Annotated in this window: 22 protein-coding genes; 17 read left to right on the plus strand and 5 right to left on the minus strand. The window is 41.4% G+C overall.

What is annotated here, in order from left to right; all coding sequences use genetic code 11:
- Window positions 1–185 precede the first annotated feature (185 nt).
- Window positions 186–1,355 (minus strand): N-acetylglucosamine-6-phosphate deacetylase, encoded by a 1,170-nt coding sequence (gene nagA, locus WKT12_RS10695; protein ID WP_340319673.1) that lies wholly within the window; start codon window positions 1,353–1,355, stop codon window positions 186–188.
- A 24-nt stretch (window positions 1,356–1,379) separates the two neighbouring features.
- Window positions 1,380–2,546, minus strand: a complete 1,167-nt coding sequence (gene nagA / locus WKT12_RS10700) for an N-acetylglucosamine-6-phosphate deacetylase (protein ID WP_340319674.1) — start codon at window positions 2,544–2,546, stop codon at window positions 1,380–1,382.
- Window positions 2,547–2,898: 352 nt separating this feature from the next.
- Between nagA (WKT12_RS10700) and WKT12_RS10705 the strand changes: the two genes are divergently transcribed.
- The 6 genes from WKT12_RS10705 to WKT12_RS10730 all read left to right on the plus strand — a co-directional run bounded on the left by WKT12_RS10705 (window position 2,899) and on the right by WKT12_RS10730 (window position 7,955).
- Window positions 2,899–3,426: a YceD family protein gene (locus tag WKT12_RS10705; protein ID WP_021971498.1), complete on the plus strand. Its 528-nt coding sequence runs from the start codon at window positions 2,899–2,901 to the stop codon at window positions 3,424–3,426.
- A 16-nt stretch (window positions 3,427–3,442) separates the two neighbouring features.
- The gene (gene rpmF / locus WKT12_RS10710; protein ID WP_007565939.1) at window positions 3,443–3,628 is read left to right on the plus strand and encodes a 50S ribosomal protein L32; all 186 of its coding nucleotides are present in this window, start codon (window positions 3,443–3,445) and stop codon (window positions 3,626–3,628) included.
- A gap of 112 nt (window positions 3,629–3,740) precedes the next feature.
- Entirely contained in the window at window positions 3,741–4,742 is a 1,002-nt protein-coding gene (locus WKT12_RS10715) for a beta-ketoacyl-ACP synthase III (RefSeq protein WP_340319675.1), read from the plus strand.
- Between the two features lie 79 nt (window positions 4,743–4,821).
- A complete protein-coding gene (gene era / locus WKT12_RS10720) occupies window positions 4,822–5,703 on the plus strand; it encodes a GTPase Era (protein ID WP_340319676.1) in 882 nt (293 codons plus the stop codon).
- Window positions 5,704–5,741: 38 nt separating this feature from the next.
- Window positions 5,742–7,055, plus strand: coding sequence for a ribosome biogenesis GTPase Der (gene der, locus WKT12_RS10725; protein ID WP_340319677.1), 1,314 nt, complete (start codon window positions 5,742–5,744; stop codon window positions 7,053–7,055).
- A gap of 201 nt (window positions 7,056–7,256) precedes the next feature.
- Window positions 7,257–7,955: a TapB family protein gene (locus tag WKT12_RS10730; protein ID WP_340319678.1), complete on the plus strand. Its 699-nt coding sequence runs from the start codon at window positions 7,257–7,259 to the stop codon at window positions 7,953–7,955.
- A gap of 100 nt (window positions 7,956–8,055) precedes the next feature.
- Here the strand turns inward: WKT12_RS10730 and WKT12_RS10735 are convergent, their stop codons facing one another.
- Entirely contained in the window at window positions 8,056–8,823 is a 768-nt protein-coding gene (locus tag WKT12_RS10735; protein ID WP_021971955.1) for an ABC transporter ATP-binding protein, read from the minus strand.
- A gap of 3 nt (window positions 8,824–8,826) precedes the next feature.
- Window positions 8,827–9,567 carry an MlaE family ABC transporter permease gene (locus WKT12_RS10740; protein WP_021971954.1) on the minus strand — a complete coding sequence of 247 codons (741 nt, stop codon included), beginning with the start codon at window positions 9,565–9,567 and terminating at the stop codon, window positions 8,827–8,829.
- A gap of 166 nt (window positions 9,568–9,733) precedes the next feature.
- Here WKT12_RS10740 and lptB point away from each other — a divergent pair, with 166 nt between their 5' ends.
- From lptB to recQ, 5 genes are all read left to right on the plus strand, one after another.
- Window positions 9,734–10,555: an LPS export ABC transporter ATP-binding protein gene (gene lptB, locus WKT12_RS10745; RefSeq protein ID WP_021971953.1), complete on the plus strand. Its 822-nt coding sequence runs from the start codon at window positions 9,734–9,736 to the stop codon at window positions 10,553–10,555.
- A 219-nt stretch (window positions 10,556–10,774) separates the two neighbouring features.
- Window positions 10,775–12,121 (plus strand): trigger factor, encoded by a 1,347-nt coding sequence (gene tig, locus WKT12_RS10750; RefSeq protein WP_021971952.1) that lies wholly within the window; start codon window positions 10,775–10,777, stop codon window positions 12,119–12,121.
- Window positions 12,122–12,292: 171 nt separating this feature from the next.
- Entirely contained in the window at window positions 12,293–12,964 is a 672-nt protein-coding gene (gene clpP / locus WKT12_RS10755; RefSeq protein WP_340319679.1) for an ATP-dependent Clp endopeptidase proteolytic subunit ClpP, read from the plus strand.
- Between the two features lie 26 nt (window positions 12,965–12,990).
- Entirely contained in the window at window positions 12,991–14,235 is a 1,245-nt protein-coding gene (gene clpX / locus WKT12_RS10760) for an ATP-dependent Clp protease ATP-binding subunit ClpX (RefSeq protein ID WP_340319680.1), read from the plus strand.
- 151 nt (window positions 14,236–14,386) lie between these two features.
- Window positions 14,387–16,570, plus strand: coding sequence for a DNA helicase RecQ (gene recQ, locus WKT12_RS10765; protein ID WP_340319681.1), 2,184 nt, complete (start codon window positions 14,387–14,389; stop codon window positions 16,568–16,570).
- A gap of 89 nt (window positions 16,571–16,659) precedes the next feature.
- Here recQ and WKT12_RS10770 read toward each other — a convergent pair whose 3' ends face one another.
- Window positions 16,660–17,793: an acyltransferase family protein gene (locus tag WKT12_RS10770; protein ID WP_340319682.1), complete on the minus strand. Its 1,134-nt coding sequence runs from the start codon at window positions 17,791–17,793 to the stop codon at window positions 16,660–16,662.
- Between the two features lie 373 nt (window positions 17,794–18,166).
- Here WKT12_RS10770 and guaB point away from each other — a divergent pair, with 373 nt between their 5' ends.
- From guaB to WKT12_RS10800, 6 genes are all read left to right on the plus strand, one after another.
- Window positions 18,167–19,642 (plus strand): IMP dehydrogenase, encoded by a 1,476-nt coding sequence (gene guaB / locus WKT12_RS10775; protein WP_340319683.1) that lies wholly within the window; start codon window positions 18,167–18,169, stop codon window positions 19,640–19,642.
- Between the two features lie 157 nt (window positions 19,643–19,799).
- Window positions 19,800–21,161: a peptidylprolyl isomerase gene (locus WKT12_RS10780; protein ID WP_340319684.1), complete on the plus strand. Its 1,362-nt coding sequence runs from the start codon at window positions 19,800–19,802 to the stop codon at window positions 21,159–21,161.
- Window positions 21,162–21,204: 43 nt separating this feature from the next.
- Window positions 21,205–22,053 carry a peptidyl-prolyl cis-trans isomerase gene (locus WKT12_RS10785; protein ID WP_021970838.1) on the plus strand — a complete coding sequence of 283 codons (849 nt, stop codon included), beginning with the start codon at window positions 21,205–21,207 and terminating at the stop codon, window positions 22,051–22,053.
- Between the two features lie 10 nt (window positions 22,054–22,063).
- The gene (locus tag WKT12_RS10790) at window positions 22,064–23,437 is read left to right on the plus strand and encodes a peptidylprolyl isomerase (protein WP_340319685.1); all 1,374 of its coding nucleotides are present in this window, start codon (window positions 22,064–22,066) and stop codon (window positions 23,435–23,437) included.
- A gap of 15 nt (window positions 23,438–23,452) precedes the next feature.
- Window positions 23,453–25,168: an OstA-like protein gene (locus WKT12_RS10795; protein ID WP_021970836.1), complete on the plus strand. Its 1,716-nt coding sequence runs from the start codon at window positions 23,453–23,455 to the stop codon at window positions 25,166–25,168.
- Between the two features lie 4 nt (window positions 25,169–25,172).
- Window positions 25,173–25,469 (plus strand): hypothetical protein, encoded by a 297-nt coding sequence (locus WKT12_RS10800; protein WP_021970835.1) that lies wholly within the window; start codon window positions 25,173–25,175, stop codon window positions 25,467–25,469.
- Window positions 25,470–25,482 lie beyond the last annotated feature (13 nt).

The raw sequence follows: 25,482 nt of genomic DNA on the forward strand, positions 1-25,482 counted from the left end.
TCCCCTCCCGCATGGGCTTTCTCCGGCTGCTCATGGTACGAAGGAAATGGAAGTGAAGATTTCCCTCTGCCCCGGCGGAGGCACGGTATAGAGAAGTTTCCTTACTATGGAAGAAATGATAATATGTAGAAACAATAAGCCCACCATTACACCGGCATTTAGGAAGTTTAATGGTGGGCTATCTTTTAATGAATTAATGTATTTATTCCTTCTACGATTTCTCCATTAGAGAATACACATCTAATGTTAATATCTTTATCCAGAATAACAATATCGGCATCTTTCCCTTTTTGGAGTGTTCCCTTGTGGGTGTCAATTCCGATGAGTTTAGCAGGGGTTTCCGAAGCCATACGAACAGCATCTGCCAAAGGTATAGCAGCCTTTTTAACCATCGTTTGTACCAATGTATCCATAGTGGCCAAACTACCGGCTAACGCTGAGTGATCGGCTAATTTACATACACCATTTTCTATAATGTATTTGGGGTCGACGATTGGTTCGCCATCGTATGCTGCATATTTTAAGGCATCGGTTACAAGGCAAGTTTGTTCAACTCCTTTTAATTTGTAGACGAGTTTCAATATAGTTGCTGGCAGGTGAATACCGTCTGCAATTACCTCAACACTCATTCCATCAGTCAGGTATACGCTTTCTACCGTTCCTTCATATTTGTATTCACGGCGTTTGTGGAATCCTGGCATTGCATTATAAAAATGAGCAGCGTGTGTAAAGCCTGCTTCAAAAGCTGCCTTTATCTCGGGATACTCTGCTTCTGTATGTGTAATAGCTGTGAGTATGCCTCTTGCATGTGTATACCGAGCAAAATCGTGTGCCCCTGGCAACTCTGGGCTAATGTCCCAACGTTTGATACACTGCGTACTTTCCAAAAGTGGAATATATTCATTGGGATCAGGATCTTTTAAGAATTCTTCCCATTGTGGGCCTGCCATTTTTTTGTTCAGGTAGGGTCCTTCAATATGCAAACCTTGTATTGTGCTTTGGGGAGTCTTCATCAACTCTTCACAAGTGTGAACCGCTTTTTTTATATTTTCGAAACTGGTGGAAGATAGAGTTGGGAAAATAGATGTTGCTCCATGCTTCAGATGGGCCAGAACTGCTTGTTGGAATGCTTCGTGTGTTCCTTCTGTAAAATCATGTCCTCCTCCTCCGTGTGCATGCATACTGATGAATCCCGGTACAATATACATGCCTTTGGCATCGATAACTTTTGCACCGATGACAGCCAGGTCACTATTGGTTACTTCTAATATTTTTCCGTCGCTGATGAGGACAGAACCATCCTTCAACCATCCTTGTGGAGTCAGGATATGACCGTTTATGATTTGTGTCAACATAAATGCCGAATGTTTAAATGGTGATTAAAATAATTTGTTGGTGCCTTCTACCAGTTTACCCATTGCCCATACGGCACGTACATTCAAGTCGCGGTCGAGAGCTATGATATCTGCATCTTTTCCTTTTTCCAGAGTACCTTTTCTATCGCTTACTCCCATGATACGTGCTGGAGTTTCGGAAGCCATTCTTACGGCGTCTTCCAATGGAATTTCTGCTTTCTGTACCATTGTACGGATCAGGCGGTCCATTGTGGCAATACTTCCGGCCAAAGCAGAACGGTCGGCCAGCTTACATACTCCATCTTCGATGATGACGCGTGGGTCGAACGCTTCTTTGCTGTCACTTGCAGCACAGGCCAATGCATCGGTAATCAAGGCTGTCTTTTCCACTCCTTTGATTTTGTGTACCAGACGAAGGATAGTTGGAGGTACATGTATTCCATCGGCAACAACTTCTACTGTCATATCATCCATCAAATAAATACTTTCTACCGTGCCTTCGTATTTATATTCACGACGTTTGTGGAATCCAGGCATGGCATTGTAGAAATGAGTAGCATGAGTATATCCAGCTTGAAATGCAGTATAGATATCTTCAAATTCAGCTTGGGTATGTCCTACAGCTGCCAAAACTCCTTTCGAAGTAATGTATTTACCAAATTGCATAGCTCCAGGAAGTTCGGGAGCTGCATCCCAGCGCTTGATACAATGGGTTTCTTCCAGCAAAGGAATATATTCTTCAGGGTCGGGGTTCTTGATATTTTCAGGCATTTGTCCGCCGGCCATTTTCATATTGAAGTAATGTCCCTCCAAATGGAGTCCGAGTACAGGGCTATCAGGTTCGCTCATTAATTTTTCGGTAGTTGCTGCTGCCGCGCGAATCATTGGAATAGTGGAAGAGGAAAGTGTTGGGAAAATACTTGTCGTACCATGTTGCATATGAGCTTTAATTGCAGTACGAAAAGCATCTTCAGACCCTTCCATAAAATCGCGTCCTCCTCCTCCATGTACATGGATTTCAACTCCTCCTGGTACGATGTACATTCCTTTTGCGTCTATGAGTGTAGCACCGACAATTGCCAGATCGCAGTTGGTTACTTCCAGTATTTTGTTGTCCCTAATCAGGACGGAACCGTCTTTTAACCACCCTTGAGGAGTTAAAATACGCGCATTAATTATTTGAGTTAACATAGGAATAAGGTTTTGTTTCTATTATATCTGCTGCAAATTTAATTAATTGTACGATAGATATTATATTTATTTATAATTATAGGGTTAATTATTTTAAAAGTGCGCCTATTTATTATGTGAAAAGGCATTTATTGAATATGATAGTCGTGTTGAAAAGAGGGTTACTCCCTTAGTAAAAAATTACAATCAATTGCCAATCGAAAAATGTAGCAAACGTTAAGTTATCATTTTTATTGAATAAAAAAAGAGGAAAGACTATATAAAATGAATTATTATTTGTATCTTTGTCGCCCGATTTATATAGTATTGCGAATTGGGAAAGCTTAGTACATACAAGGTAGAATTGAAAAATATGTTGGAGGATGTGCGTCGTTATGAATATGTCCTCGACAATGATTTTTTCGTTAGTATCGATGCTCCGGAAATACAGAAAGGAAAACTTCATGTTGACCTGACTGTTAAAAAGAGCATGGGCGTTTTTGTCTTGACATTCCATACCGAAGGTTCTGTTGTAGTACCTTGCGATCGTTGTTTGGATGATATGGACATACTTGTCAATACAGATGATGAGCTTAAAGTAAAGTTAGGAGCTGCATTTTCCGATGAAGATGACATTGTAGTTGTGCCTGAAGAAGATGGTTACATAAATGTAGCTTGGTTTATGTATGAGTTTATCGCATTAAGTCTGCCAATGAAGCATGTGCATGCTCCGGGTAAATGCAATAAGGCAATGATGGGAGCATTAAGCAAACATTTACGGACTTCGGCTGATGAAGAAAGTTATGTAAGTGAACTTGAAGAGGAAGAAGCCGATACCGATGTGGAACGTGAGATTGATCCACGTTGGAATGAATTGAAAAAAATATTAGATAATAATTAAATAAAGTTTTAGAAAAATGGCACATCCTAAAAGAAGACAATCAAAAACGAGAACTGCGAAGAGAAGAACTCATGATAAGGCAGTTGCTCCTACTTTGGCCATCTGCCCGAACTGTGGTGCATGGCATGTTTATCACACTGTATGTGGCGCTTGCGGTTATTACAGAGGTAAGTTAGCTATCGAAAAAGAAGCTGCTCTTTAATAAACGCTTTGTAGAACACGTTTGTGTGGTTCACTGAAAGAATAAAGCCGGAGAGCTTTCGGCTCTTCCGGCTGTTTTTTTATTAGGAATATGCAAACTAAAAACTGAAATGATGGAAAAGATTAATGCTGTAATTACAGGAGTCGGAGGCTATGTACCTGACTATGTTTTGACCAACGAAGAATTGTCAAGAATGGTCGATACCAACGATGAGTGGATTATGACCCGTATTGGAGTTAAAGAAAGACGCATTCTGAATGAAGAAGGATTGGGTACTTCTTATATGGCACGTAAGGCTGCAAAGCAGTTGATGCAGAAAACTAATTCGGATCCAGATTCAATTGATTGTGTAATAGTCGCAACAACTACTCCTGACTATCATTTCCCTTCTACTGCTTCAATTTTGTGTGATAAATTGGGTTTGAAGAATGCTTATGCATTTGATTTGCAGGCTGCATGTAGTGGTTTCCTTTATGCAATGGAAACTGCGGCTAGTATGATTCAGTCTGGTAGACATAAAAAAGTTATCATCGTAGGCGCTGATAAGATGTCATCGATGGTAAATTATTCAGATCGCGCAACATGTCCTATTTTCGGTGATGGCGCTGCTGCTTGTATGGTAGAAGCAACTACTGAAGATTATGGTATCATGGATTCAATTTTGAGAACAGATGGTAAGGGACTACCTTTCTTGCATATGAAAGCTGGTGGTTCTGTATGTCCGCCTTCTTATTTTACAGTAGATAATAAAATGCACTATTTGTATCAGGAAGGAAGAACGGTATTCAAATATGCTGTTTCTAACATGTCGGACGTTACAGCCCAGATTGCAGAAAAAAATGGTTTGAATAAGGATAATATCGACTGGATTGTTCCGCATCAGGCTAACTTGCGTATCATTGATGCTGTTGCTTCTCGTCTGGAAGTACCTTTGGACAAAGTCATGATTAACATTCAGCGCTATGGTAATACTAGTGCCGGAACATTACCGCTTTGTTTGTGGGATTATGAAAAGCAGTTGAGAAAAGGCGACAATATAATTTTCACTGCATTCGGCGCCGGATTTACTTGGGGAGCTACGTATGTGAAGTGGGGTTATGATGGTAACAAATAAGAAATAGATTTTAATCAACACATACAAAAGAACGCATCCCAATCCGATGCGTTTTTTTGTATGTTTCTAAAAACTGATTATGCACAAAGCCGGATTTGTAAATATAGTAGGTAATCCGAATGTCGGAAAATCTACTTTGATGAACTTGCTGGTAGGAGAACGTATCTCTATTGCCACATTTAAGGCGCAGACAACCCGTCACCGTATTATGGGTATCCTGAATACGGATGATATGCAGATTGTCTTCTCTGATACTCCGGGGGTATTGAAGCCTAATTATAAACTTCAGGAGTCTATGTTGAACTTCTCTGAATCGGCATTGGTAGACGCAGATGTCTTGCTTTATGTGACAGATACTATAGAGAAGCCGGATAAAAATGCTGACTTTATGGAGAAAGTTCGTCATATAAAGGTTCCGGTTTTGCTGTTGATTAATAAAATAGATTTGACTAATCAGGATGATTTGGTTAAATTGGTTGAGGAGTGGCATGAAATGTTACCCGATGCTGAAATTATACCTGTATCGGCAAAGGCAAAATTTAATATCGATGCAGTAATGAAACGCATCAAGGAGCTGATACCTGACTCACCTCCCTATTTTGGAAAAGATCAGTTGACAGATAAGCCTGCACGTTTCTTCGTTACCGAAATTATTCGTGAGAAGATTCTTTTGTATTATGATAAAGAAATACCTTACGCCGTAGAAGTAGTGGTGGAGCAGTTTAAGGAAGATGCCAAGAGTATTCATATCAATGCAGTGATTTATGTGGAACGTGATTCACAAAAAGGCATTATCATTGGTCATCAGGGGAAGGCTTTGAAGAAAGTGGCCACTGAAGCGCGTAAGACATTGGAACACTTCTTCCAGAAGTCAATTTATCTGGAAACTTTTGTGAAAGTAGATAAGGATTGGAGAAGTTCGGATAAAGAACTAAAGAATTTTGGTTATCAATTAGATTAATATATCGGCTGTGACAGCCGTAAATCAATAAGAAAAGTATGGGAAATTTAGTAGCAATCGTAGGACGTCCCAATGTGGGAAAGTCGACGCTGTTTAATCGTCTGACTAAAACGCGTCAGGCTATTGTAAATGAACAGGCCGGAACAACCCGCGACCGCCAGTACGGTAAGTCGGAATGGCTGGGAAAAGAGTTTTCGGTGGTAGATACCGGAGGCTGGGTAGTTAATTCGGATGATGTTTTTGAAGGAGAAATCCGTAAGCAGGTAGTTTTGGCTATGGATGAAGCCGATGTTATTTTGTTTGTGGTTGATGTAACCAACGGAGTAACCGATCTGGATATGCAAGTGGCTTCTATATTGCGCCGTTCCAAGACTCCGGTCATAATGGTTGCAAATAAGACAGACAATAACGATTTGCAATACAATGCGGCAGAATTCTATTCTTTAGGTTTGGGAGATCCTTATTGTATTTCTGCATTGAGCGGAAGTGGAACAGGGGATTTGCTGGATTTGATTGTAAGTAAATTCAAGAAAGATTCTGATGAAATACTGGACGAAGAAATTCCACGTTTTGCTGTTGTGGGACGGCCTAATGCAGGAAAGTCTTCTATCATTAATGCTTTCATCGGAGAAGAACGTAATATTGTGACTGATATAGCTGGGACAACTCGTGATTCTATTTATACACGTTACGATAAGTTTGGATTTGATTTCTATTTAGTCGATACAGCAGGTATCCGTAAAAAAAATAAAGTCAGCGAAGATCTGGAATATTATTCGGTCGTTCGTTCTATTCGGTCTATAGAAAATTCAGATGTTTGTATTCTGATGCTGGATGCAACGAGAGGTATAGAAGGGCAGGACTTGAATATCTTTTCGCTGATACAGCGGAATCAGAAAGGACTGGTTGTTGTGGTAAATAAATGGGATTTGGTGGAAGAAAAGACTACGAAGGTAATGAAAAACTATGAAGAAGCCATTCGTAACCGTTTTGCTCCGTTTACTGATTTCCCGATTATTTTTGCTTCTGCATTGACCAAACAGCGAATTTTTAAGGTGTTGGAAGCTGCGAAAGAAGTTTATCATGCACGTACTACCAAAATACCAACTGCTCGTTTGAATGAAGAGTTGCTTCCTTTGATAGAGGCTTATCCGCCACCTTCGAACAAGGGAAAATATATCAAAATCAAATATATTACCCAGTTACCGAATACGCAGGTTCCGTCGTTTGTGTTCTTTGCAAACTTACCTCAGTATGTGAAGGAACCATATAAGCGTTTCCTTGAAAATCAGATACGCGAACGTTGGAAACTTTCGGGTACTCCTATAAATATTTTCATTCGTCAGAAATAATTGGGTATTTCTGGGCGTTTGTGGAAAATCTTCTTTTTAGTTGTTTAAAACTGGAAAGAAGATTTTTTTATATGTAGATGGTATATTCGTACCTAATTATCTTATACATAATTGTTGGTTGCCTAAAAAATATATATCTTTACTTATATCATTATTACATTTCTTGAAAGGCGGGAGAACTACAATTAAATCTAATATTTTATGAGAAGCTATGTTTTAATAATTGTTTGTATGCTATGTTCGACGACTGCATTTGCCCAATATTGTAGTCTTCAGAAAGGACAGAAACTTTATTATGAAGTTCTTACAGGTGAAAAGAAAATCGAAACCTATACTTCAGTAGTGGGTGTGGAAACTAAGAATGATTCTACTTTTATTACTTTGGGAGATTTTGCTCCAAAGATGAATGAAAAAATGAAGGATACCTTGTTTTACCGCAAAGTGGCTTATGCAAATGGCAATACGCTGGTTTATTTACAGGATGGAGAATCTATGAAGAATAATATGCTTGGTATGATGGCAGCAGCTTTGAATAGAAACGATATGACTGCGGCAAAGGAGAAGTTTGACGTAAGCGGACAGATTTGTTTGCTTTTAAATGAAAGGCAGAGAAAAGGAGATAAAATTAAGGCTAATGAAATGAGTATCCGGATAAAGCCTGTAACGATGACTGTTTCGATGAAAGGTGAATATGAGGGAACAGAAACCATTTCTACCCCAGCAGGTCAGTTTGATTGCGTAAAAGTGACTTATTCCATGAAGATGAAGTTTTTTATGTTCTCCGATGAAAGTCAGATTACCGAATGGTATGCCAAAGGTGTAGGGTTGGTGAAACAAGAAGAAAAGAGTCGGAAGCTTGGGCAGAAGATGGTAAAAACACTAACGAAAATAGCGGAGTAGCCTTTATCCAGAAAGAGGCTTAAATGAAAAAACGGATACTCATTCATGATTAAATGGAAAGAGTATCCGTTTTTTTTGTTGAAAGATGAAGGGGAATTAATTATCGTATTTCTTTTTCTCCTTCCGACTTGACTTTTTTAAGCAAATCAGATGCAAAGATAAAGTCGTTCAAACGTTGATTGGTAGCACTGAATACTTCATTCTTTGTTCCTTCCCATTCTTTATGCCCCTGATAAATATATAATATGCTGTCACCTATCCCCAATACCGAATTCATGTCGTGAGTATTGATTACAGTAGTCATGTTGTATTCGGTTGTGATATCATGAATCAGCTCATCGATCACCAGAGAAGTCTTAGGGTCCAATCCGGAGTTTGGTTCGTCGCAGAACAAGTATTGTGGTTGGAGAGCGATAGCACGAGCTATAGCTACACGTTTCTGCATACCGCCACTTATTTCCCCTGGATATTTATTTTTAGCATCTATCAGATTCACACGGTCCAGACAAAATTCTGCACGTTTGATTCGTTCACGGTAAGTCATATTCGAAAACATGTCAAGTGGAAACATGACATTCTCTAATACTGAAAGAGAATCGAATAAAGCAGCGCTTTGAAATATCATACCCATTTCCCGGCGTAGGGCTTTTTTCTCTTTTTTCCCCATGGTGATCAGGTTACGTCCGTCGTATAACACTTCTCCTTTTTCAGGAGTGAGCAATCCCACCAGGCATTTCATGAGTACCGTTTTTCCTGATCCACTTTGTCCGATAATCAGGTTGGTCTTGCCATTTTCGAAGATGAAATTGATGTCGTTCAGTACGGTACGGTCTTCGAATGATTTATAAAGTGATTTTATTTGTATCATTGTTTAGCTGAGTAATTGAGTAAGTATTAAGTCGGAGAACAGAATAAGCACACTGCTGCATACTACTGAATCTGTACTTGCCTTTCCTACTGCGATGGAGCCTCCTTCTACGGTGTATCCAAAGTAAGCAGATACACTGGCTATGATAAATGCAAATACTAACGATTTAATGAAGCTGCACCATACATACCATTCGACGAAGCTGTATTGAAAACCATACTCCAGGTCGGTAGCATTGGTAATGCCTGCAAACCAAGCTGTGCAGAAGGCACCTATGATTCCTGCAAAGATACTGAATATTACCAGTAAAGGAATCATTGTCATCAGTCCTAAAATTTTAGGGAGAATCAAGTATGAAGCCGAGTTTACTCCCATTATTTCGAGTGCGTCAATCTGTTGGGTGACGCGCATTGTTCCGATTTCGGAAGCAATGTTTGAGCCGACTTTACCTGCCAGAATCAAACACATGATGGAAGACGAAAATTCCAATAATAGAATTTCACGTGTAGTATATCCTACTACGAAACGTGGCATCCATGGGCTTTCTATGTTCAATTTTATTTGTATACAGATAACTGCACCTATGAAAAATGAAATCAGCAGTACAATGCCGATAGAATTAATGCCCAGTTGCGCCATTTCGTTACGATACTGCTTAAGGTACATCCGGAATCGCTCTGGACGAGCAAATACTCTTCCCATCAGCATGAGGTATTTGCCTAAAGTCGTAATTGGTCTTACCATATTTATTGAGTCTAATTTTATGCAAAAGTACTGTTTTTTAGCTATATTATAATAAAAGCATAGACGAAAATGGGTGGAAGTACCACAGAACCCAAGATTTTTACTACTTTTGCTGCTGCAATGAAGGCCTTGATTCTTCATACTTAATTCTTTATTAAACAGCTTTATGGCAGAACAGGAAAATCAACAACATAATGCGGAAGAAACATTTGAGCTTCCAGCAGACGGACGCATGGTTCTTCGTACGGAGAATTTGGTAAAGAAATATGGCAAACGTACGGTGGTTAGCCATGTTTCCATCAATGTGAAACAGGGAGAAATAGTCGGATTGTTAGGACCGAATGGGGCTGGAAAGACTACTTCTTTTTACATGACGACCGGATTGATTGTTCCTAATGAGGGGCATATTTATCTGAATAATCAGGATATAACTGATTATCCTGTATATAAACGTGCGCAGAATGGCATCGGATATTTGGCACAGGAAGCTTCTGTTTTCCGTAAAATGAGTGTAGAGGATAATATAGCTTCCGTACTGGAGCTAACCAAGACTTCAAAGGAATATCAGAAAGAAAAGCTTGAAAGCCTGATTGCTGAGTTTCGCTTACAGAAAGTTCGCAAGAATTTGGGCGACCAGTTGTCGGGTGGTGAGCGTCGTCGTACAGAAATAGCACGTTGTCTGGCTATAGACCCGAAATTTATTATGCTTGATGAACCTTTTGCCGGTGTCGATCCTATTGCCGTGGAAGATATCCAGCATATTGTGTGGAAACTGAAAGATAAGAATATCGGTATTTTGATTACTGACCATAATGTGCAGGAAACATTGAGTATTACAGATCGTGCTTACTTGTTGTTTGAGGGTAAGATTCTTTTCCAGGGTACTCCTGAAGAACTTGCCGAGAATAAAATTGTACGTGAAAAATATTTGAGTAATAGTTTCGTACTCCGTAGAAAAGATTTCCAGATGAAGGAAATACGTGAGTAGACTGTTCGTGTCTTGCGGACTTGCGGAGTGATCAGTTCTTTCCCGAAGAGAATGAAAAAGTTGCGGACTTGCAATTCGTGACATAAAATCGTAAAACACTCCGTATGTGTTTTTTGTAAATTTTACTTAGACATTTTGGTTTTTGCAAGATTAAACACTATTTTTGCAAACTCTTTGAATAGACTGGAATATAGTAATAATTAAATAAATAAGTCGGAAATGAATATTTCATTGCAAAACGTAGACAAGGTAAGCGCAGTGCTTACTGTTCAGATTGAAAAGGCTGACTATCAGGAAAAAGTTGAAAAATCGCTGAAAACTCTCCGTCAGAGAGTAAATATGCCCGGATTCCGTAGAGGTATGGTTCCTATGGCTTTGATTAAAAAGCAGTATGGTACTTCTGTATTGATTGAAGAAGTTGATAAATTGATGCAGGAAAAGGTTGGCGAATACATTCGTGAAAATAAGGTAAATATGCTGGGTACTCCGCTGCCAAAGGAAAACAATGTAAATTTCGAAACTGATGAAAACTTTGAATTCTCATTCGATATCGCATTGGCTCCTGAATTCAATGTAGAATTGTCTAACAATGATACGATTGACTACTATGATATCAACGTAACAGATGAAATGGTAGATCAGCAGGTTAAGATGTATACTCAGCGTACAGCTAAATATGATAAAGTTGAGGAATATCAGGACAATGATATGCTGAAAGGTCTGTTGGCAGAACTGGATGAAAACGGTAATACCAAAGAAGGTGGTCTTCAGGTAGAAGGTGCTGTAATGATGCCTACATACATGAAGAACGATGACCAGAAAGCTATCTTCAATGGTGCTAAAACTAATACAGTTTTGGTATTCAATCCGGCAACGGCATTCGATAATAACGAAGCTGAGTTGGCTTCATTGTTGAAGATTAAGAAAGAAGAAGTTGCAAATTATAAAGGTAACTTCAGCTTCCAGATTGAAGAAATTACTCGTATGATTCCGGGTGACCTGAATCAGGAATTGTTCGATCAGGTTCTGGGCGAAGGAAAAGCTCACAGCGAAGAAGAATTCCGTGCACAGATTAAAGAAACAATCGCTAAACAGTTTGAAGCTGACAGCGACTACAAGTTCTTGATTGATGTTCGTAACTATGTTGTTAACAAGATCGGTAAATTGGAATTTGCTGATGAACTGATGAAACGCATCATGTTGGAAAACAACAAGGAAAAAGGCGAAGAATTCGTTGCTGAACATTACGAAAAGAGCCTCGAAGAGTTGACATGGCACCTGATCAAGGAAAAACTGGTTGCAGCAAACGATATTAAAGTTGAACAGGCTGATATCACTAATATGGCAAAAGAAGCAACACGTGCTCAGTTTGCTCAGTATGGTATGATTAATGTACCTGATGAATTGTTGGAAAACTACTCTAAGGAAATGCTGAAGAAACGTGAAAGCGTAGAAGCACTGGTTAACCGAGTTATTGAAACTAAGTTGTCAGATATCCTGAAAGGTCAGGTTACATTGAACCATAAAGCTGTTTCAGCAGAAGAATTCAATAAAATGTTTCAGTAATTTCCCTGCGGTAAGCTGAGGCGAATTGCTAAAACTTGCTAAAAGAGGGGCTTTTGGTCTGGCTTTCGTCCGATTGAACAGCAGTTTTTGTACTTTTGTTCTATATGGGAAGAAGCGGTCAAAAGCTTCTCTTTTATTATTTTATTATTTACAATTATATAGATTTGACTAATGGACGATTTTAGAAAATATGCCACCAAGCATTTGGGTATGAGTAGTATGGTGCTTGACGACGTAATTAAGTCGCAGGCAGGGTATCTTAATCCTTATATCCTGGAAGAGCGTCAGTTGAATGTTACTCAGCTTGACGTGTTCTCTCGTCTGATGATGGATCGTATCATTTTCCTCGGAACACAGATAGACGATTATACAGCCAATACCCTGCAAGCTCAGTTATTGTATCTGGATTCTGTAGATTCAGGAAAGGATATCTCTATTTACATCAACTCTCCGGGCGGATCGGTTTATGCCGGACTGGGTATTTATGATACAATGCAGTTTATTTCCAGCGATGTTGCTACTATCTGTACAGGTATGGCCGCTTCTATGGCTGCTGTATTGCTGGTTGCCGGAACAGAAGGAAAACGTTCGGCTCTGACTCATTCACGTGTCATGATTCATCAGCCGATGGGGGGAGCACAAGGACAGGCTTCCGATATCGAGATTACAGCTCGTGAAATCCAGAAACTGAAGAAGGAACTGTATACAATTATAGCCGACCATTCTCATACTGATTTTGATAAGGTATGGGCCGATTCCGACCGTGATTACTGGATGACTGCTCAAGAGGCTAAAGAATATGGCATGATTGATGAAGTGCTTTCTCGTAAGCCGACATTGTAATTTAATTAATAAAAAGCTATATAATTTTGGAAGATAAATCAACTAAGAAGAGCAAAAGACGCTGTAGCTTTTGTGGACGTTCGGAAGATGAAGTCGGTTTCCTCATAACAGGTGTCAACGGATGTATTTGTGACAGTTGTTCGGAGCAGGCACACGAAATTGTCCAGGAGGCTATGCGTCAGAAAGGAAGTAACACCGATTTGAACTTGGCAGAACTTCCGAAGCCGAAAGATATAAAAGACTTCCTCGACCAGTATGTGATTGGACAAGATGATGCTAAGCGTTATCTTTCAGTTGCTGTTTACAACCATTATAAGCGTTTGTTACAGCCTTCATCAAAGGATGATGTGGAAATTGAAAAGTCCAACATTATTATGGTCGGAAGTACAGGTACGGGGAAAACATTACTGGCACGTACCATTGCCAAATTATTGCATGTTCCCTTTACCATTGTTGATGCTACAGTACTGACCGAAGCAGGTTATGTAGGTGAAGACATAGAAAGTATTTTGACTCGTCTGCTGCAAGTTGCCGATTATAACGTAGCTGAGGCTGAACGTGGTATTGTCTTTATTGATGAAATAGACAAGATTGCCCGTAAGGGAGATAATCCTTCCATTACTCGTGATGTAAGTGGAGAAGGTGTTCAGCAAGGGTTGTTGAAACTTTTGGAGGGCTCTATTGTTAACGTACCTCCACAGGGCGGGCGCAAGCATCCCGAACAGAAACTGATTCCTGTCAATACGAAGAATATTCTGTTTATTTGCGGAGGAGCATTCGATGGTATTGAGCGTAAGATTGCTCAGCGTTTAAATACGAATGTTGTGGGATACGGCGCTGCTAAGGAAAAGGTAAAGATAGACCGCGCAAACCTGATGCAGTACATTGCTCCGCAGGACTTAAAGTCTTTTGGTCTCATTCCGGAAATAATCGGACGTTTGCCTATTCTTACTTATTTGAATCCGCTGGATCGTACAGCGTTGCGTAATATTCTGACTGAACCTAAGAACTCTATCATTAAGCAATATATTAAGTTGTTCGAAATGGACGGAGTCAAGTTGGAGTTTCAGCCGGAAGTGTTCGATTATATAGTTGACAAGGCTATTGAGTACAAACTGGGTGCCCGAGGCTTAAGATCGATTGTGGAAACAATCGTGATGGACGCAATGTTCGAAATTCCGTCGCACAAGGTTGATACGTTTGTTATCACCCTGGATTATGCGAAGGAACAAATGAATAAAGCCAATTTGTCTCGTCTGCAAATGGCCTGAAAAATTAGAAAAGTGATGGGAAAATAAAGTTCTTCAGCAAAATAATTACTCAATTATTTGTATAATATCAAAAGTTGTTTATAACTTTGTTACATACGTAAAGCGAGGTTTATATCTTGAAGAATTAAAAAATCACTAAAATAAAAGGACAATGGCGGAAAAGATTAATTTAGCGGAACAGTTAAAAAAGTATTTTGGTTTCGATACATTCAAGGGAAATCAAGAAGCTATAATTAGTAACTTGCTGGCCGGGAAGGATACTTTTGTTTTGATGCCTACCGGTGGTGGTAAGTCATTATGTTATCAGTTACCTTCACTATTGATGGAAGGTACGGCTATAGTTATATCTCCGCTCATTGCTCTTATGAAGAATCAGGTTGATGCTATGCGAAACTTCAGCGAAGAAGATGGAGTAGCGCATTTTATTAACTCATCACTTACTAAGTCGGCGATAGACCAGGTTAAATCTGATATCCTGGCCGGGAAGACAAAACTGCTTTATGTAGCTCCCGAATCGCTGACAAAAGAAGAAAATGTAGATTTTCTGAAACATGTGAAGATCTCTTTTTATGCAGTCGACGAAGCACATTGTATCTCGGAATGGGGACACGACTTCCGACCGGAATATCGCCGTATACGTCCTATAATCAATGAAATCGGTAAGGCACCGGTCATTGCATTGACTGCTACGGCTACTCCCAAGGTGAAAATGGATATTCAGAAAAACCTGGGAATGGTAGGAGCTACGGAGTTCAAATCCTCGTTCAACCGTCCGAATCTGTATTACGAAGTACGGCCTAAAACCAATAATGTAGATAAAGATATTATTCGTTTCATCAAACAGAATCCGGAAAAGTCGGGTATTATTTACTGTTTGAGCCGCAAGAAAGTAGAAGAACTGGCCGAAATTCTTCAGGCAAACGGCATCAAGGCGCGTCCGTATCATGCCGGAATGGATTCGGCTACTCGTAATGCTAATCAAGATGCTTTCCTGAAAGAAGACATCGATGTTATTGTGGCAACGATTGCTTTTGGTATGGGAATCGATAAGCCAGACGTACGTTTCGTTATTCATTACGATATACCGAAGAGTCTGGAGGGATATTACCAGGAGACAGGACGTGCCGGACGTGACGGTGGAGAAGGAGTGTGCATTACCTTCTATTCGAATAAGGACTTGCAGAAGCTGGAGAAGTTTATGCAGGGAAAGCCTATTTCGGAACAGGAAATCGGAAAACAACTGCTGCTGGAAACAGCTGCATATGCTGAGTCGTCGTTGTGTCGTAGAAAGATTCTGTTGCATTATTTCGGAGAAGAATATACAGAAGATAATTGTGGTAATTGTGATAACTGTTTAAATCCGAAAAAACAAGTGGAGGCTCAGGATTCGTTGTGTGCAGTGATTGAAACAATCATTGCGGTAAAAGAAAATTTTAAACAAGATTATATAGTTGATATCCTTTTGGGAAAAGAAACGTCGGAAGTACTGGCGCATAAACATGAAGATTTGGAAGTGTTTGGTTCTGGTATGGGCGAAGAAGAGCGTTTGTGGAACGCGGTCATTCGTCAGGCGTTGATAGCTGGTTATCTGAGTAAGGACGTAGAAAATTACGGCTTGCTGAAGGTTACTCCGGAAGGACATAAGTTCTTGAAAAAGCCAAAATCATTCAAGATTGTCGAAGATGCTGATTTCGATGATGAGGAAGTTGAAGAAGTACCGATGCGAAGTGGTGCATCGTGTGCGGTAGACCCGGTACTTTTCTCTATGTTGAAAGATTTGCGTAAGAAGATGTCGAAGAAACTCGATGTTCCTCCTTACGTCATCTTCCAGGATCCTTCACTGGAGGCTATGGCTACTATTTATCCAGTAACACTGGAAGAGCTGCAAAATATCCCGGGCGTGGGAGCAGGAAAAGCTAAGCGTTACGGTCAGGAGTTCTGCGAATTGATCAAGAAACATTGCGATGAAAATGAAATTGACCGTCCGGAAGATTTGCGTGTCCGTACTGTTGCCAACAAATCGAAACTGAAAGTTTCAATTATTCAGAGCATCGACCGTAAGGTGGCATTGGATGATATAGCAGTTGCAAAGGGTATCGATTTCAATGAATTGCTTGATGAAATAGAAGCAATTGTATATTCGGGTACCAAACTGAATATCGACTATTTCCTGAATGATGTGATGGATGAAGACCATATGCTCGACATCTATGATTATTTTAAGGAATCTACAACCGACAAGATAGACGATGCGATGGATGAACTGGGTGCAGATTACACCGAAGAAGAAATTCGTTTGGTTCGTATCAAGTTTATCTCGGAGATGGCTAACTGATAAAACAAGTACTTTAATAATATTGTGGCAGCAAGTATCCGGCATATGCCGTTACATGCTGCCATAGTTTTTTTATGCGGCTCTCCTCTTTATCTGCTTTTTTTCAGAAAGCGTTCTGTCAGTCGGCGGCGGACTGGTTCATCGTACAACTTCAGACAAGCATAAGCCAGAGCAATCGCTCCTACGAAAACAAGTATCATATAGGGAATTCCCTCCGTGATAGTTGCATGGGTGTTGCATACCCACGCTGTATAAATATATATCAGCGGATAGTGAGTAATGTAAATGGGGTATGAAATATCTCCTAAAAACTTGCAGATACGGCTGGAGTACTTGCCGGTTACTTTACCACCGGCTCCCATGGAAACAATGACGGGGAAAATAAAAATAATGCAGAACGATTCATAAAGTCCGTTTATCCAAAAATGCTCTTCACCGCCAATGCGAGGAATGGAAAGTATGACCACAATAATCAATGCACAGTACCAGAAAGCCCTTTTCTTGAGGCGTATCAGCCACCCCAGGCGCGACAGTAGCAGTCCGCCGAAAAAAGGATACATTAATCGTACGAAACCCACATATTGCTGTTCCCAGTTCAACGCCCATCCGCCTACCATGTCGCCCATCGGCGCAGTCTGGCTACGATAAACGGTAAAGCAAGCTGCTATGACAACTAAGATGGTCAAGGCTTTTTTGCTGAAACGGCGGATAAAAAGCGCATAAAGGATGTTGGCTATGTACTCGTAATACAGCGACCATGCCGGACCGTTCAGTGGATGCATTTCCGTCCATCCCCGTACGTCCCATTTCAATGGAAGCGGGAGTAGCGTGCATCCCAGCAGCATGATGAGCAACAATGCCCCTACGGAGGTATGTTCTATCTGTGGAAAGCAGGACGATTCCTGGAAATAAAAAAGCGCGGCTCCTACGATACTTCCCATAATAACCATCGGATGCAGACGGATGATACGACGTTTGAAGAAGGTTCCCAGTGTCATCCTGTTCCAGCGGTCGTCGTAAGCATAGCCTATTACGAATCCTGAAAGCATGAAAAAGAAATCGACAGCAAGGTAGCCGTGGTTGATGATTTGGATCAGATGATTTCCCTGCGAGTGTGTTTCAAACAGATGAAAGATAATAACCATCAGTGCTGCAACTCCGCGAAGTCCGTCGAGTATTTCATAATGTGGTTTCGAGGCGAGATAAGTGCTTTGTGTGTTCATAGTCGTTTTTTTGCGTTATAAAAGATTTTTATTCAACAGCGGGCAAAGATAGCCAACATATTATGAATAATACAAAAAAGAGCGGTCAAAGTCGGTTCTTATTCTCTTAACCGTTTGCCGGCAGGAAAAAGAATCGGAAAACAGATGAAGCAGGCTATGGGATGACTCGGTGTACAGAGAAATTTGTCTTGACGTTTTTTTATTTTTTTGTACAAATTCTGAAAGTTTTTGTACAAATTATTTTGACTGTTTCTGCAGGACTTTCCTGAAAGCCGGAGGGGTGTCACCAAATAAAAAAAGATGTTAAGCATTCTTCTTAATTTGAATAAAATTTGTATATTTGCACGCAATAAAATCTAAAGCATAAAGCCCTATGTCATTTATTGCAGATAAAGTTGTAATGGACGGATTGACTTACGATGATGTATTGTTAATCCCGGCCTATTCTGAGGTATTACCCAAAGCTGTCGAACTCACGACAAAGTTTTCACGTAACATTGAATTAAAAGTTCCATTTGTAACTGCTGCCATGGATACAGTTACCGAAGCGCAGATGGCCATTGCCATTGCCCGCGAAGGAGGTATCGGTGTTATCCACAAGAACATGTCTATCGAAGAGCAGGCTCGTCAGGTTGCTATTGTAAAGCGTGCTGAAAATGGTATGATTTACGATCCTGTAACAATCAAGAGAGGTTCTACTGTAAAAGATGCTCTCGACCTGATGGCTGAATATAAAATCGGTGGTATTCCGGTGGTAGATGATGAAAAATATTTGGTAGGTATTGTTACAAACCGTGACCTTCGTTTTGAAAGAGACCTGACAAAGCGTATCGACGAAGTCATGACGAAGGAAAATATCGTAACTACAGAACCGGGAACAGATATGGAAACTGCTTCCAGAATTCTGCAAGAAAATAAAATTGAAAAATTGCCGGTTGTCGATAAAGACGGCAAGCTGATAGGTCTGATTACCTATAAAGATATTACAAAGGCAAAAGATAAACCGATGGCTTGTAAAGATGCCAAAGGACGTTTGCGTGTTGCTGCCGGAGTAGGTGTTACTGCCGATACATTGCAGCGCATGGAAGCTCTGGTAAATGCCGGTGCAGATGCTATCGTTATCGATACAGCACACGGACACTCTCTGTCGGTTATCGAAAAACTGAAAGAAGCGAAGAAGGCTTTCCCGAATATTGATATTGTTGTAGGAAATATTGCTACCGGCGAAGCTGCCAAGATGTTGGTTGAGGCTGGAGCAGATGCAGTAAAGGTTGGTATCGGTCCGGGTTCTATTTGTACCACACGTGTGGTAGCCGGAGTAGGCGTGCCGCAGTTGACAGCCGTATACGATGTAGCAAAAGCATTGGAAGGTACAGGTGTTCCTTTGATTGCCGATGGTGGTTTGCGCTATTCGGGCGATGTAGTGAAGGCACTGGCTGCCGGAGGTTACAGCGTAATGATCGGTTCACTGGTTGCCGGAACAGAAGAATCACCGGGCGACACGATTATCTTCAACGGCCGTAAGTTTAAGTCATATCGTGGTATGGGTTCACTGGAAGCCATGGAAAACGGCTCGAAAGACCGCTACTTCCAGTCGGGTACTACCGATGTGAAGAAACTGGTTCCGGAAGGTATTTCTGGCCGTGTTCCTTACAAAGGTACATTGTACGAGGTAATCTACCAGTTGGTCGGTGGTCTGCGTGCCGGTATGGGATATTGCGGTGCACACAATATCACAGAGTTGCACAACGCTAAGTTCACCCGTATCACAAATGCCGGTGTACTGGAAAGCCATCCGCACGATGTCGCAATTACCAGCGAGGCTCCTAACTACAGCCGTCCTCAGTAAGACAGGATGATTCCTATCGCATAAGGATATAGTTTTTCACCACAGACTTCGGTTCTATTGCCAGGATAACTTCATTGATGTATGCCGGCAGATTGAAGTCTGTGGTGAATTTTGTTATAAATGTATTTTTTTATTTCTTTCCAACCCTTATCGAACAATGACGAGTTTTGTAAAACAATTCTTTTTGCTCTCTTGTTTTTGTCTTCCCTGCAGCCTGTTTGCCGTTGGCAATGCCGACGTGCTGTTGCGTGTCGGTGGAAAAGATGTGACAAAGCAGGAGTTTGAACTTTATTGCAAGCATCATCTTGCAGGAAACTGCCGTACAGAATCGGTACAGAATGCTTTCGATGATTTTCTCTTCCAGAAATTGAAATCGGCCGATATGCGAAGGACGGGATGCGATACTCTCCCGGCTTTTCGTCAATATTGCAAAGTGATGCAGGGGGAATTGCTTAAGACTGTGATGCTGGATAAGGAACAGGAAGAGCGTGCCTGCCGCGATTTATACCGGCAGAGTGTAGAGCGGCTTTCAAAAAGCGGATGGGTAAAGATGGAACAGATTACCTGTCTGCTGGCTCAGGATGCTACCAGACAGGAAGAGAACGCAGCCCGTAACCGTATGGATTCCATCTACACGGCACTGAAGCAGGGTGCCTCGTTTTCAGCATTTTCTCATCAGGAGGAAGGCGGCACATGGATGCCGGTTGTAGAACTGCTTCAGGAGTTTACCGATCAGTTGGCATCACTTGCAAAAGGTGCTTTTTCGAAACCGTTTTTTTCTCCGTTGGGAATTCATATCGTCAAGCTGACCGACAGTAAGCCTTGCATCAGCTATGAAGAGGCCCGGCCTTATCTTATCGCTTACATGGATCGCTTGGGGGCTGAACATCCTGCCTTGAAACGGGATGTCTTTGCACGTTGGACTGAAGGGGTGCTCGATGACAAGAACATACAGATGCGTCTGGAAACGGAAGAAGATGCTTTGCTCGCATCTTTTTGGGACAAGCTGCATGGGGAGTCTTCTCCTCATGAGGCTACTTCCGGCGAGCTGGATAACTATTTCAAGCAGCATAAGGAACGTTATGCTTGGGAACTTCCACACTTCAAGGGAGCTGTAATCCGCTGTTCCAACAAGAAGATGGCTTCGCGCATTAAGAAGTATCTGAAAAAATCTCCTTCCAGCCAGTGGGCAGAGAGATTGCATAAACTGGCCGAATCTGATTCTACCATCAATACCTCAATCGAAGTAGGACTTTTTCAGATCGGGAAAAATGCCTGTGTCGACAAGCTGGCGTTCAAATGCGGACATCTTCCGGAAGACAAGGAACGACCTTATGCTTTTCTGATGGGAAAAAAAATGAAAAAAGGTCCCGAGGCGTATACCGATGTGCTTGATGCTGTAAAGGCCGACTATCGGAGAGAGCAGGAAAAAGAGCAGCTTGCTTCGTTAATGCAACATTTTGGCGTAGAAATAGAACAAGACGTTTTAAAAACCGTTAATTGTTGCGGAAGTAATTAATTAATACTGTATCTTCGTTCACTGATTCAGAGTAATAAGGCGAATGGGCAAATTTAGTATCTTCATTATTGCAGGGCTGATAGCTTTGTCAGGTTGTGGCAAGACGGTAGACCATAAGGGAAAAACTCCCTTGGTGGAAGTCGGTCATGAATTTCTGTATAAGGAGGACTTGCAGGCAGCCATGCCAGTGGGGATGCGCGGAGAAGACAGTGTCCGGTTTGCCGATGAATATATCCATAACTGGATAACAGATGTCTTGTTATACAAGAAAGCAGAAGGAAACATTCCCGATAATGTGAAAATAGATGAGCTGGTAGCCTCGTACCGTCGTGCGCTGATTATGCATACCTATCAGGAGGAACTGGTCAACCAGAAGCTGGGCAGTGAAATCTCGGATGCAGAGATTGAACAATATTATAACCAGAATGCCGGAATGTTTCGTGCCAACCAGCCTTATGTGCAGGGATTGTTTATGAAAGTACCGGTAAGTGCCCGTCATTTGAACAATGTACGTGCATGGTACAAGAAGAATACACAGGAAGCTATCGACAAGCTGGAGAAATTCAGTATCGGCAATGCCGTGAGTTACGATTACTTTTACGACCGGTGGATTCCGGTGTCGGATATTGCAGCCAAGCTTCCGCTGAAAGCAGTCGATACAGATACTGACTATTTAAACCGCAACCGCAATGTAGAGGTGCGTGATACGGCGTATTGTTATTTCCTCCATGTAGAACATTTTCTGCCTGCCGGACAACAGTTGCCGCTGGAATATGCCAAGAGTGAAATAAAAGAAATATTAATCAATCTGAAGCGTGTGGAGTTCATTAATCGAATGAAGGATGATTTGTATAAAAAGGCTTCAGAGGATAAGGACATTATTTATTATTAGAATCCGAACAATGAATAAGATTAAGTTTATCAAGGCTTATGCTTGTATGCTTTTGTTGCTTGCCGGAGTGTCGGCTTATGCGCAAAATAATGTGATAGACGAAGTAGTCTGGGTCGTAGGTGATGAGGCTATTTTGAAATCGGACGTGGAGAATGAACGTCTGAACGCTCAGTATGAGAACCGGCATTTCGACGGTGACCCGTATTGTGTGATTCCGGAAGAACTTGCCATTCAGAAACTTTTCCTGCATCAGGCGGAGATAGATAGTGTGATGGTTTCCGATCAGGAAGTGATTCAGGACGTTGAGCAGCGTATCGCATGGCTTACCGACCAGATCGGATCGAAAGAAAAGATGGAGGAATATTACAACAAGTCGTATACTCAGATTCGTGAAATGTTGCGCGAAAATGTAAAGAGTCAGAAAACTGTGCAGCAGATGCAGCAGAAGATTGTAGGCGATATCAAGCTGACTCCTGCCGAAGTTCGTAACTACTTCAGTCAGTTGCCTCAGGATAGTATTCCGTTTATTCCGACTCAGGTAGAGGTACAGATTATTACGCAGGAACCGAAAGTTTCGGAAAAAGAAATAGAACGTGTAAAGGCTCAGTTACGTGAGTATGCCGACCGTGTAAATAAGGGTGAAACTTCTTTCTCTACGCTGGCTCGTTTTTATTCGGAAGATCCGGGTACTGCGCGGCGTGGTGGTGAAGGTGGATTTACCGGAAGAGGTGAGCTGGTACCTGAATTTGCAAATGTTGTGTTCAACTTGACGGATACCAAGAAAGTATCGAAGGTGTTCGAAACAGAGTTCGGTTATCACATTGCTCAGTTGATTGAAAAACGAGGCGACCGAGTAAACTACCGTCATATTTTGTTGCGCCCGAAAGTAGACCAGAAAGACATTGATGCAGCTCTTGCCCGTCTGGATTCTATTGCAGACGATATCCGGAAAAATAAATTTACTTTTGATGAAGCTGCTACCTGGATTTCGCAGGATAAAGATACCCGTAACAATCATGGATTGCTGGCTAACCCGCAGACCAGTACTTCTCGTTTCGAAATGCAGCAGTTGGCCGGTCTGATTTCGCAGGATGTGGCAAAGGTTGTAGAGAACATGCAGATAGGTGAAATATCAAAACCTTTTACAATGATCAATTCAAAAGGTAAGCAGGTCTGTGCAATCGTCAAGCTGAAAAACCGTATTGATGGTCATAAGGCAACCATTACCGAGGACTATCAGCGTCTGAAAGCGATGGTAATGGCTAAACGAAGCGAGGAAAAGCTTCAGAAATGGATTGTAGAAAAACAGAAGAATACATATGTACGTATCAATCCCGACTGGAGAAACTGTGATTTCAAATATCCGGGATGGATCAAGAACTGATACTTAAACTCATATATGCAGAAACAGAAGAACAAGAAAAATATATTTGGCGGGCATAGGGTGCTGTTAGCAGGCGTCCTATGCCTGTTCGGCTTTTGTCTGCTGGCACAGAAGCCGGTTCAGAACCGGAAACCGAAGGCGCAGACCGATACGGCAAAGGTACAGAAGACTCAGGCTGCTCCCAAAAAACAGCCGGCCAAGAGTAAGGTGTATCTGATCCATTCCGATTTGTTGCGCAAAGATTCACGTCATCCGGACGCGCAAGTCGTAGTAGGAAATGTAGTCTTTCGTCACGATAGTGTGTATATGTACTGCGATAGTGCTTACTATTACGACAAGATTAGTTCGTTCGAAGCTTTCAGTAATGTGAAGATGAATCAGGGGGATACACTTTTTCTGTATGGCGACCGGTTGTATTACGATGGAAACACCCAGATAGCCGAAGCGCGTATGAATGTACGTATGGAGAACCGTAATACAACACTGCTGACCGATAGCCTGAACTACGACCGTGTGTATAATCTGGGATATTTCTTCGATGGAGGTACGCTGATGGATGAACAGAACGTACTGACTTCGGAATGGGGGCAATATAACCCCAGTACCAAACAGTCGGTCTTCAACTATAATGTGAAACTGGTGAATCCGCAGTTTACCCTAACTTCCGATACACTGGAATACAATACGGCAAGTAAGATTGCCAATATTGTCGGTCCTTCGGATATCCTGAGCGACAATAATCATATCTATTCGGAACGGGGAACCTATAATACGATGACCGGAAAGGCATACTTGCTTGATCGTTCTGTCCTGACTAACGAAGGCAAACAACTGACAGGTGACTCTTTGTTCTACGATCGGAATGAAGGTTTGGGCAAGGCTTTCCGCAATATGGTATTGACCGATACCATCAACAAAAATATGATGACGGGAGAATACGGATATTATAACGAAAAGAAGAAATATGCGTTTGCTACCGACAAGGCTGTTGCCATCGACTATTCTCAAGGCGATAGCCTGTTCCTGCATGGAGATACATTGCTGATGGAAACTTTCCATCTGGATACAGACTCGATGTTCCGTGAGATGCGTGCATTTCATAAGGTGCGTTTCTACCGGACAGATGTGCAGGGAGTGGCCGATTCGCTGGTCTTTTCTACAAAAGACAGTTGCCTGACCATGTATCACGATCCTATTTTGTGGAACAAGAACCAGCAACTGGTAGGAGAAAAGATTTGTATGTATATGAACGACAGTACGATAGACTGGGCACATATCATCAATCAGGCGTTGTCGGTAGAGCAGATAGATACAACGATGTATAATCAGGTGACGGGAAAGGAAATGAAAGCATACTTCCGCGATAAGCAGATGTACAAGACGGAAGTTATCGGTTCGGTACGTCTGGTTTACTATCCGATGGATGCCGATAGTACGTTGATTGGAATGAATGTTTCGGAAACCAGTAAGCTGGATATTTATCTGGAAAACCAAAAACTGGAGAAAATGGTGATGAGTCCTAAGTCGAACGGTACACTTTATCCGATGACACAGATTCCTTCCGGAACCAGTAAATTGCAGAATTTTGTATGGTTCGACTATATACGTCCGCAGAACAAGCAAGATATATTCAACTGGCGCAGCAAGAAAGTTGAAGACCAGTTGAAGAAGAATGTACGCGGCCCGGTAGAACTGCCGAACCAGCATTTGTTTGAAACTAAAAAGGAGTAAGAGTATGGGAATGTTTACGATGAGAAAGCCACGTGCATATCACCATGAGTATATTTACGTGGATGAGCGAAAGGAAAAGTTGGAGAAGATAGAAGAAAACGCAAAGCGTGATCTGGGGATGCTTCCTCCTAAGGAATTTTCTCCCGAAGACATCCGGGGAAAGTTTGTTGAAGGCACAACTTACCTGAAACGGCGTAAAGAAAGTGGCCGCAAGCCCTTGAGTTACGCTACTATATTCATAGCCATAGCTGTACTTGCATATATCTTACACTATTTGGTGACTGGAGAACTTACTTTCTAAATTTTTTCATGTT

The organism is Phocaeicola sp. HCN-6420 (assembly GCF_037890145.1).
In the GTDB taxonomy this organism is placed as follows: domain Bacteria; phylum Bacteroidota; class Bacteroidia; order Bacteroidales; family Bacteroidaceae; genus Phocaeicola.

Bases quoted from the DNA above. Each gene is read 5' to 3' on its own strand.
- nagA (WP_340319673.1), bottom strand. From the start codon at position 1,355: ATGTTGACACAAATCATAAACGGTCATATCCTGACTCCACAAGGATGG.
- nagA (WP_340319674.1), bottom strand. From the start codon at position 2,546: ATGTTAACTCAAATAATTAATGCGCGTATTTTAACTCCTCAAGGGTGG.
- clpP (WP_340319679.1), top strand. From the start codon at position 12,293: ATGGACGATTTTAGAAAATATGCCACCAAGCATTTGGGTATGAGTAGT.
- WKT12_RS10705 (WP_021971498.1), top strand. From the start codon at position 2,899: ATGTTGGAGGATGTGCGTCGTTATGAATATGTCCTCGACAATGATTTT.
- recQ (WP_340319681.1), top strand. From the start codon at position 14,387: ATGGCGGAAAAGATTAATTTAGCGGAACAGTTAAAAAAGTATTTTGGT.
- WKT12_RS10740 (WP_021971954.1), bottom strand. From the start codon at position 9,567: ATGGTAAGACCAATTACGACTTTAGGCAAATACCTCATGCTGATGGGA.
- WKT12_RS10730 (WP_340319678.1), top strand. From the start codon at position 7,257: ATGAGAAGCTATGTTTTAATAATTGTTTGTATGCTATGTTCGACGACT.
- guaB (WP_340319683.1), top strand. From the start codon at position 18,167: ATGTCATTTATTGCAGATAAAGTTGTAATGGACGGATTGACTTACGAT.
- WKT12_RS10735 (WP_021971955.1), bottom strand. From the start codon at position 8,823: ATGATACAAATAAAATCACTTTATAAATCATTCGAAGACCGTACCGTA.
- era (WP_340319676.1), top strand. From the start codon at position 4,822: ATGCACAAAGCCGGATTTGTAAATATAGTAGGTAATCCGAATGTCGGA.
- der (WP_340319677.1), top strand. From the start codon at position 5,742: ATGGGAAATTTAGTAGCAATCGTAGGACGTCCCAATGTGGGAAAGTCG.
- WKT12_RS10790 (WP_340319685.1), top strand. From the start codon at position 22,064: ATGAATAAGATTAAGTTTATCAAGGCTTATGCTTGTATGCTTTTGTTG.
- WKT12_RS10780 (WP_340319684.1), top strand. From the start codon at position 19,800: ATGACGAGTTTTGTAAAACAATTCTTTTTGCTCTCTTGTTTTTGTCTT.
- lptB (WP_021971953.1), top strand. From the start codon at position 9,734: ATGGCAGAACAGGAAAATCAACAACATAATGCGGAAGAAACATTTGAG.
- WKT12_RS10770 (WP_340319682.1), bottom strand. From the start codon at position 17,793: ATGAACACACAAAGCACTTATCTCGCCTCGAAACCACATTATGAAATA.
- WKT12_RS10785 (WP_021970838.1), top strand. From the start codon at position 21,205: ATGGGCAAATTTAGTATCTTCATTATTGCAGGGCTGATAGCTTTGTCA.
- WKT12_RS10800 (WP_021970835.1), top strand. From the start codon at position 25,173: ATGGGAATGTTTACGATGAGAAAGCCACGTGCATATCACCATGAGTAT.
- WKT12_RS10715 (WP_340319675.1), top strand. From the start codon at position 3,741: ATGGAAAAGATTAATGCTGTAATTACAGGAGTCGGAGGCTATGTACCT.
- rpmF (WP_007565939.1), top strand. From the start codon at position 3,443: ATGGCACATCCTAAAAGAAGACAATCAAAAACGAGAACTGCGAAGAGA.
- WKT12_RS10795 (WP_021970836.1), top strand. From the start codon at position 23,453: ATGCAGAAACAGAAGAACAAGAAAAATATATTTGGCGGGCATAGGGTG.
- tig (WP_021971952.1), top strand. From the start codon at position 10,775: ATGAATATTTCATTGCAAAACGTAGACAAGGTAAGCGCAGTGCTTACT.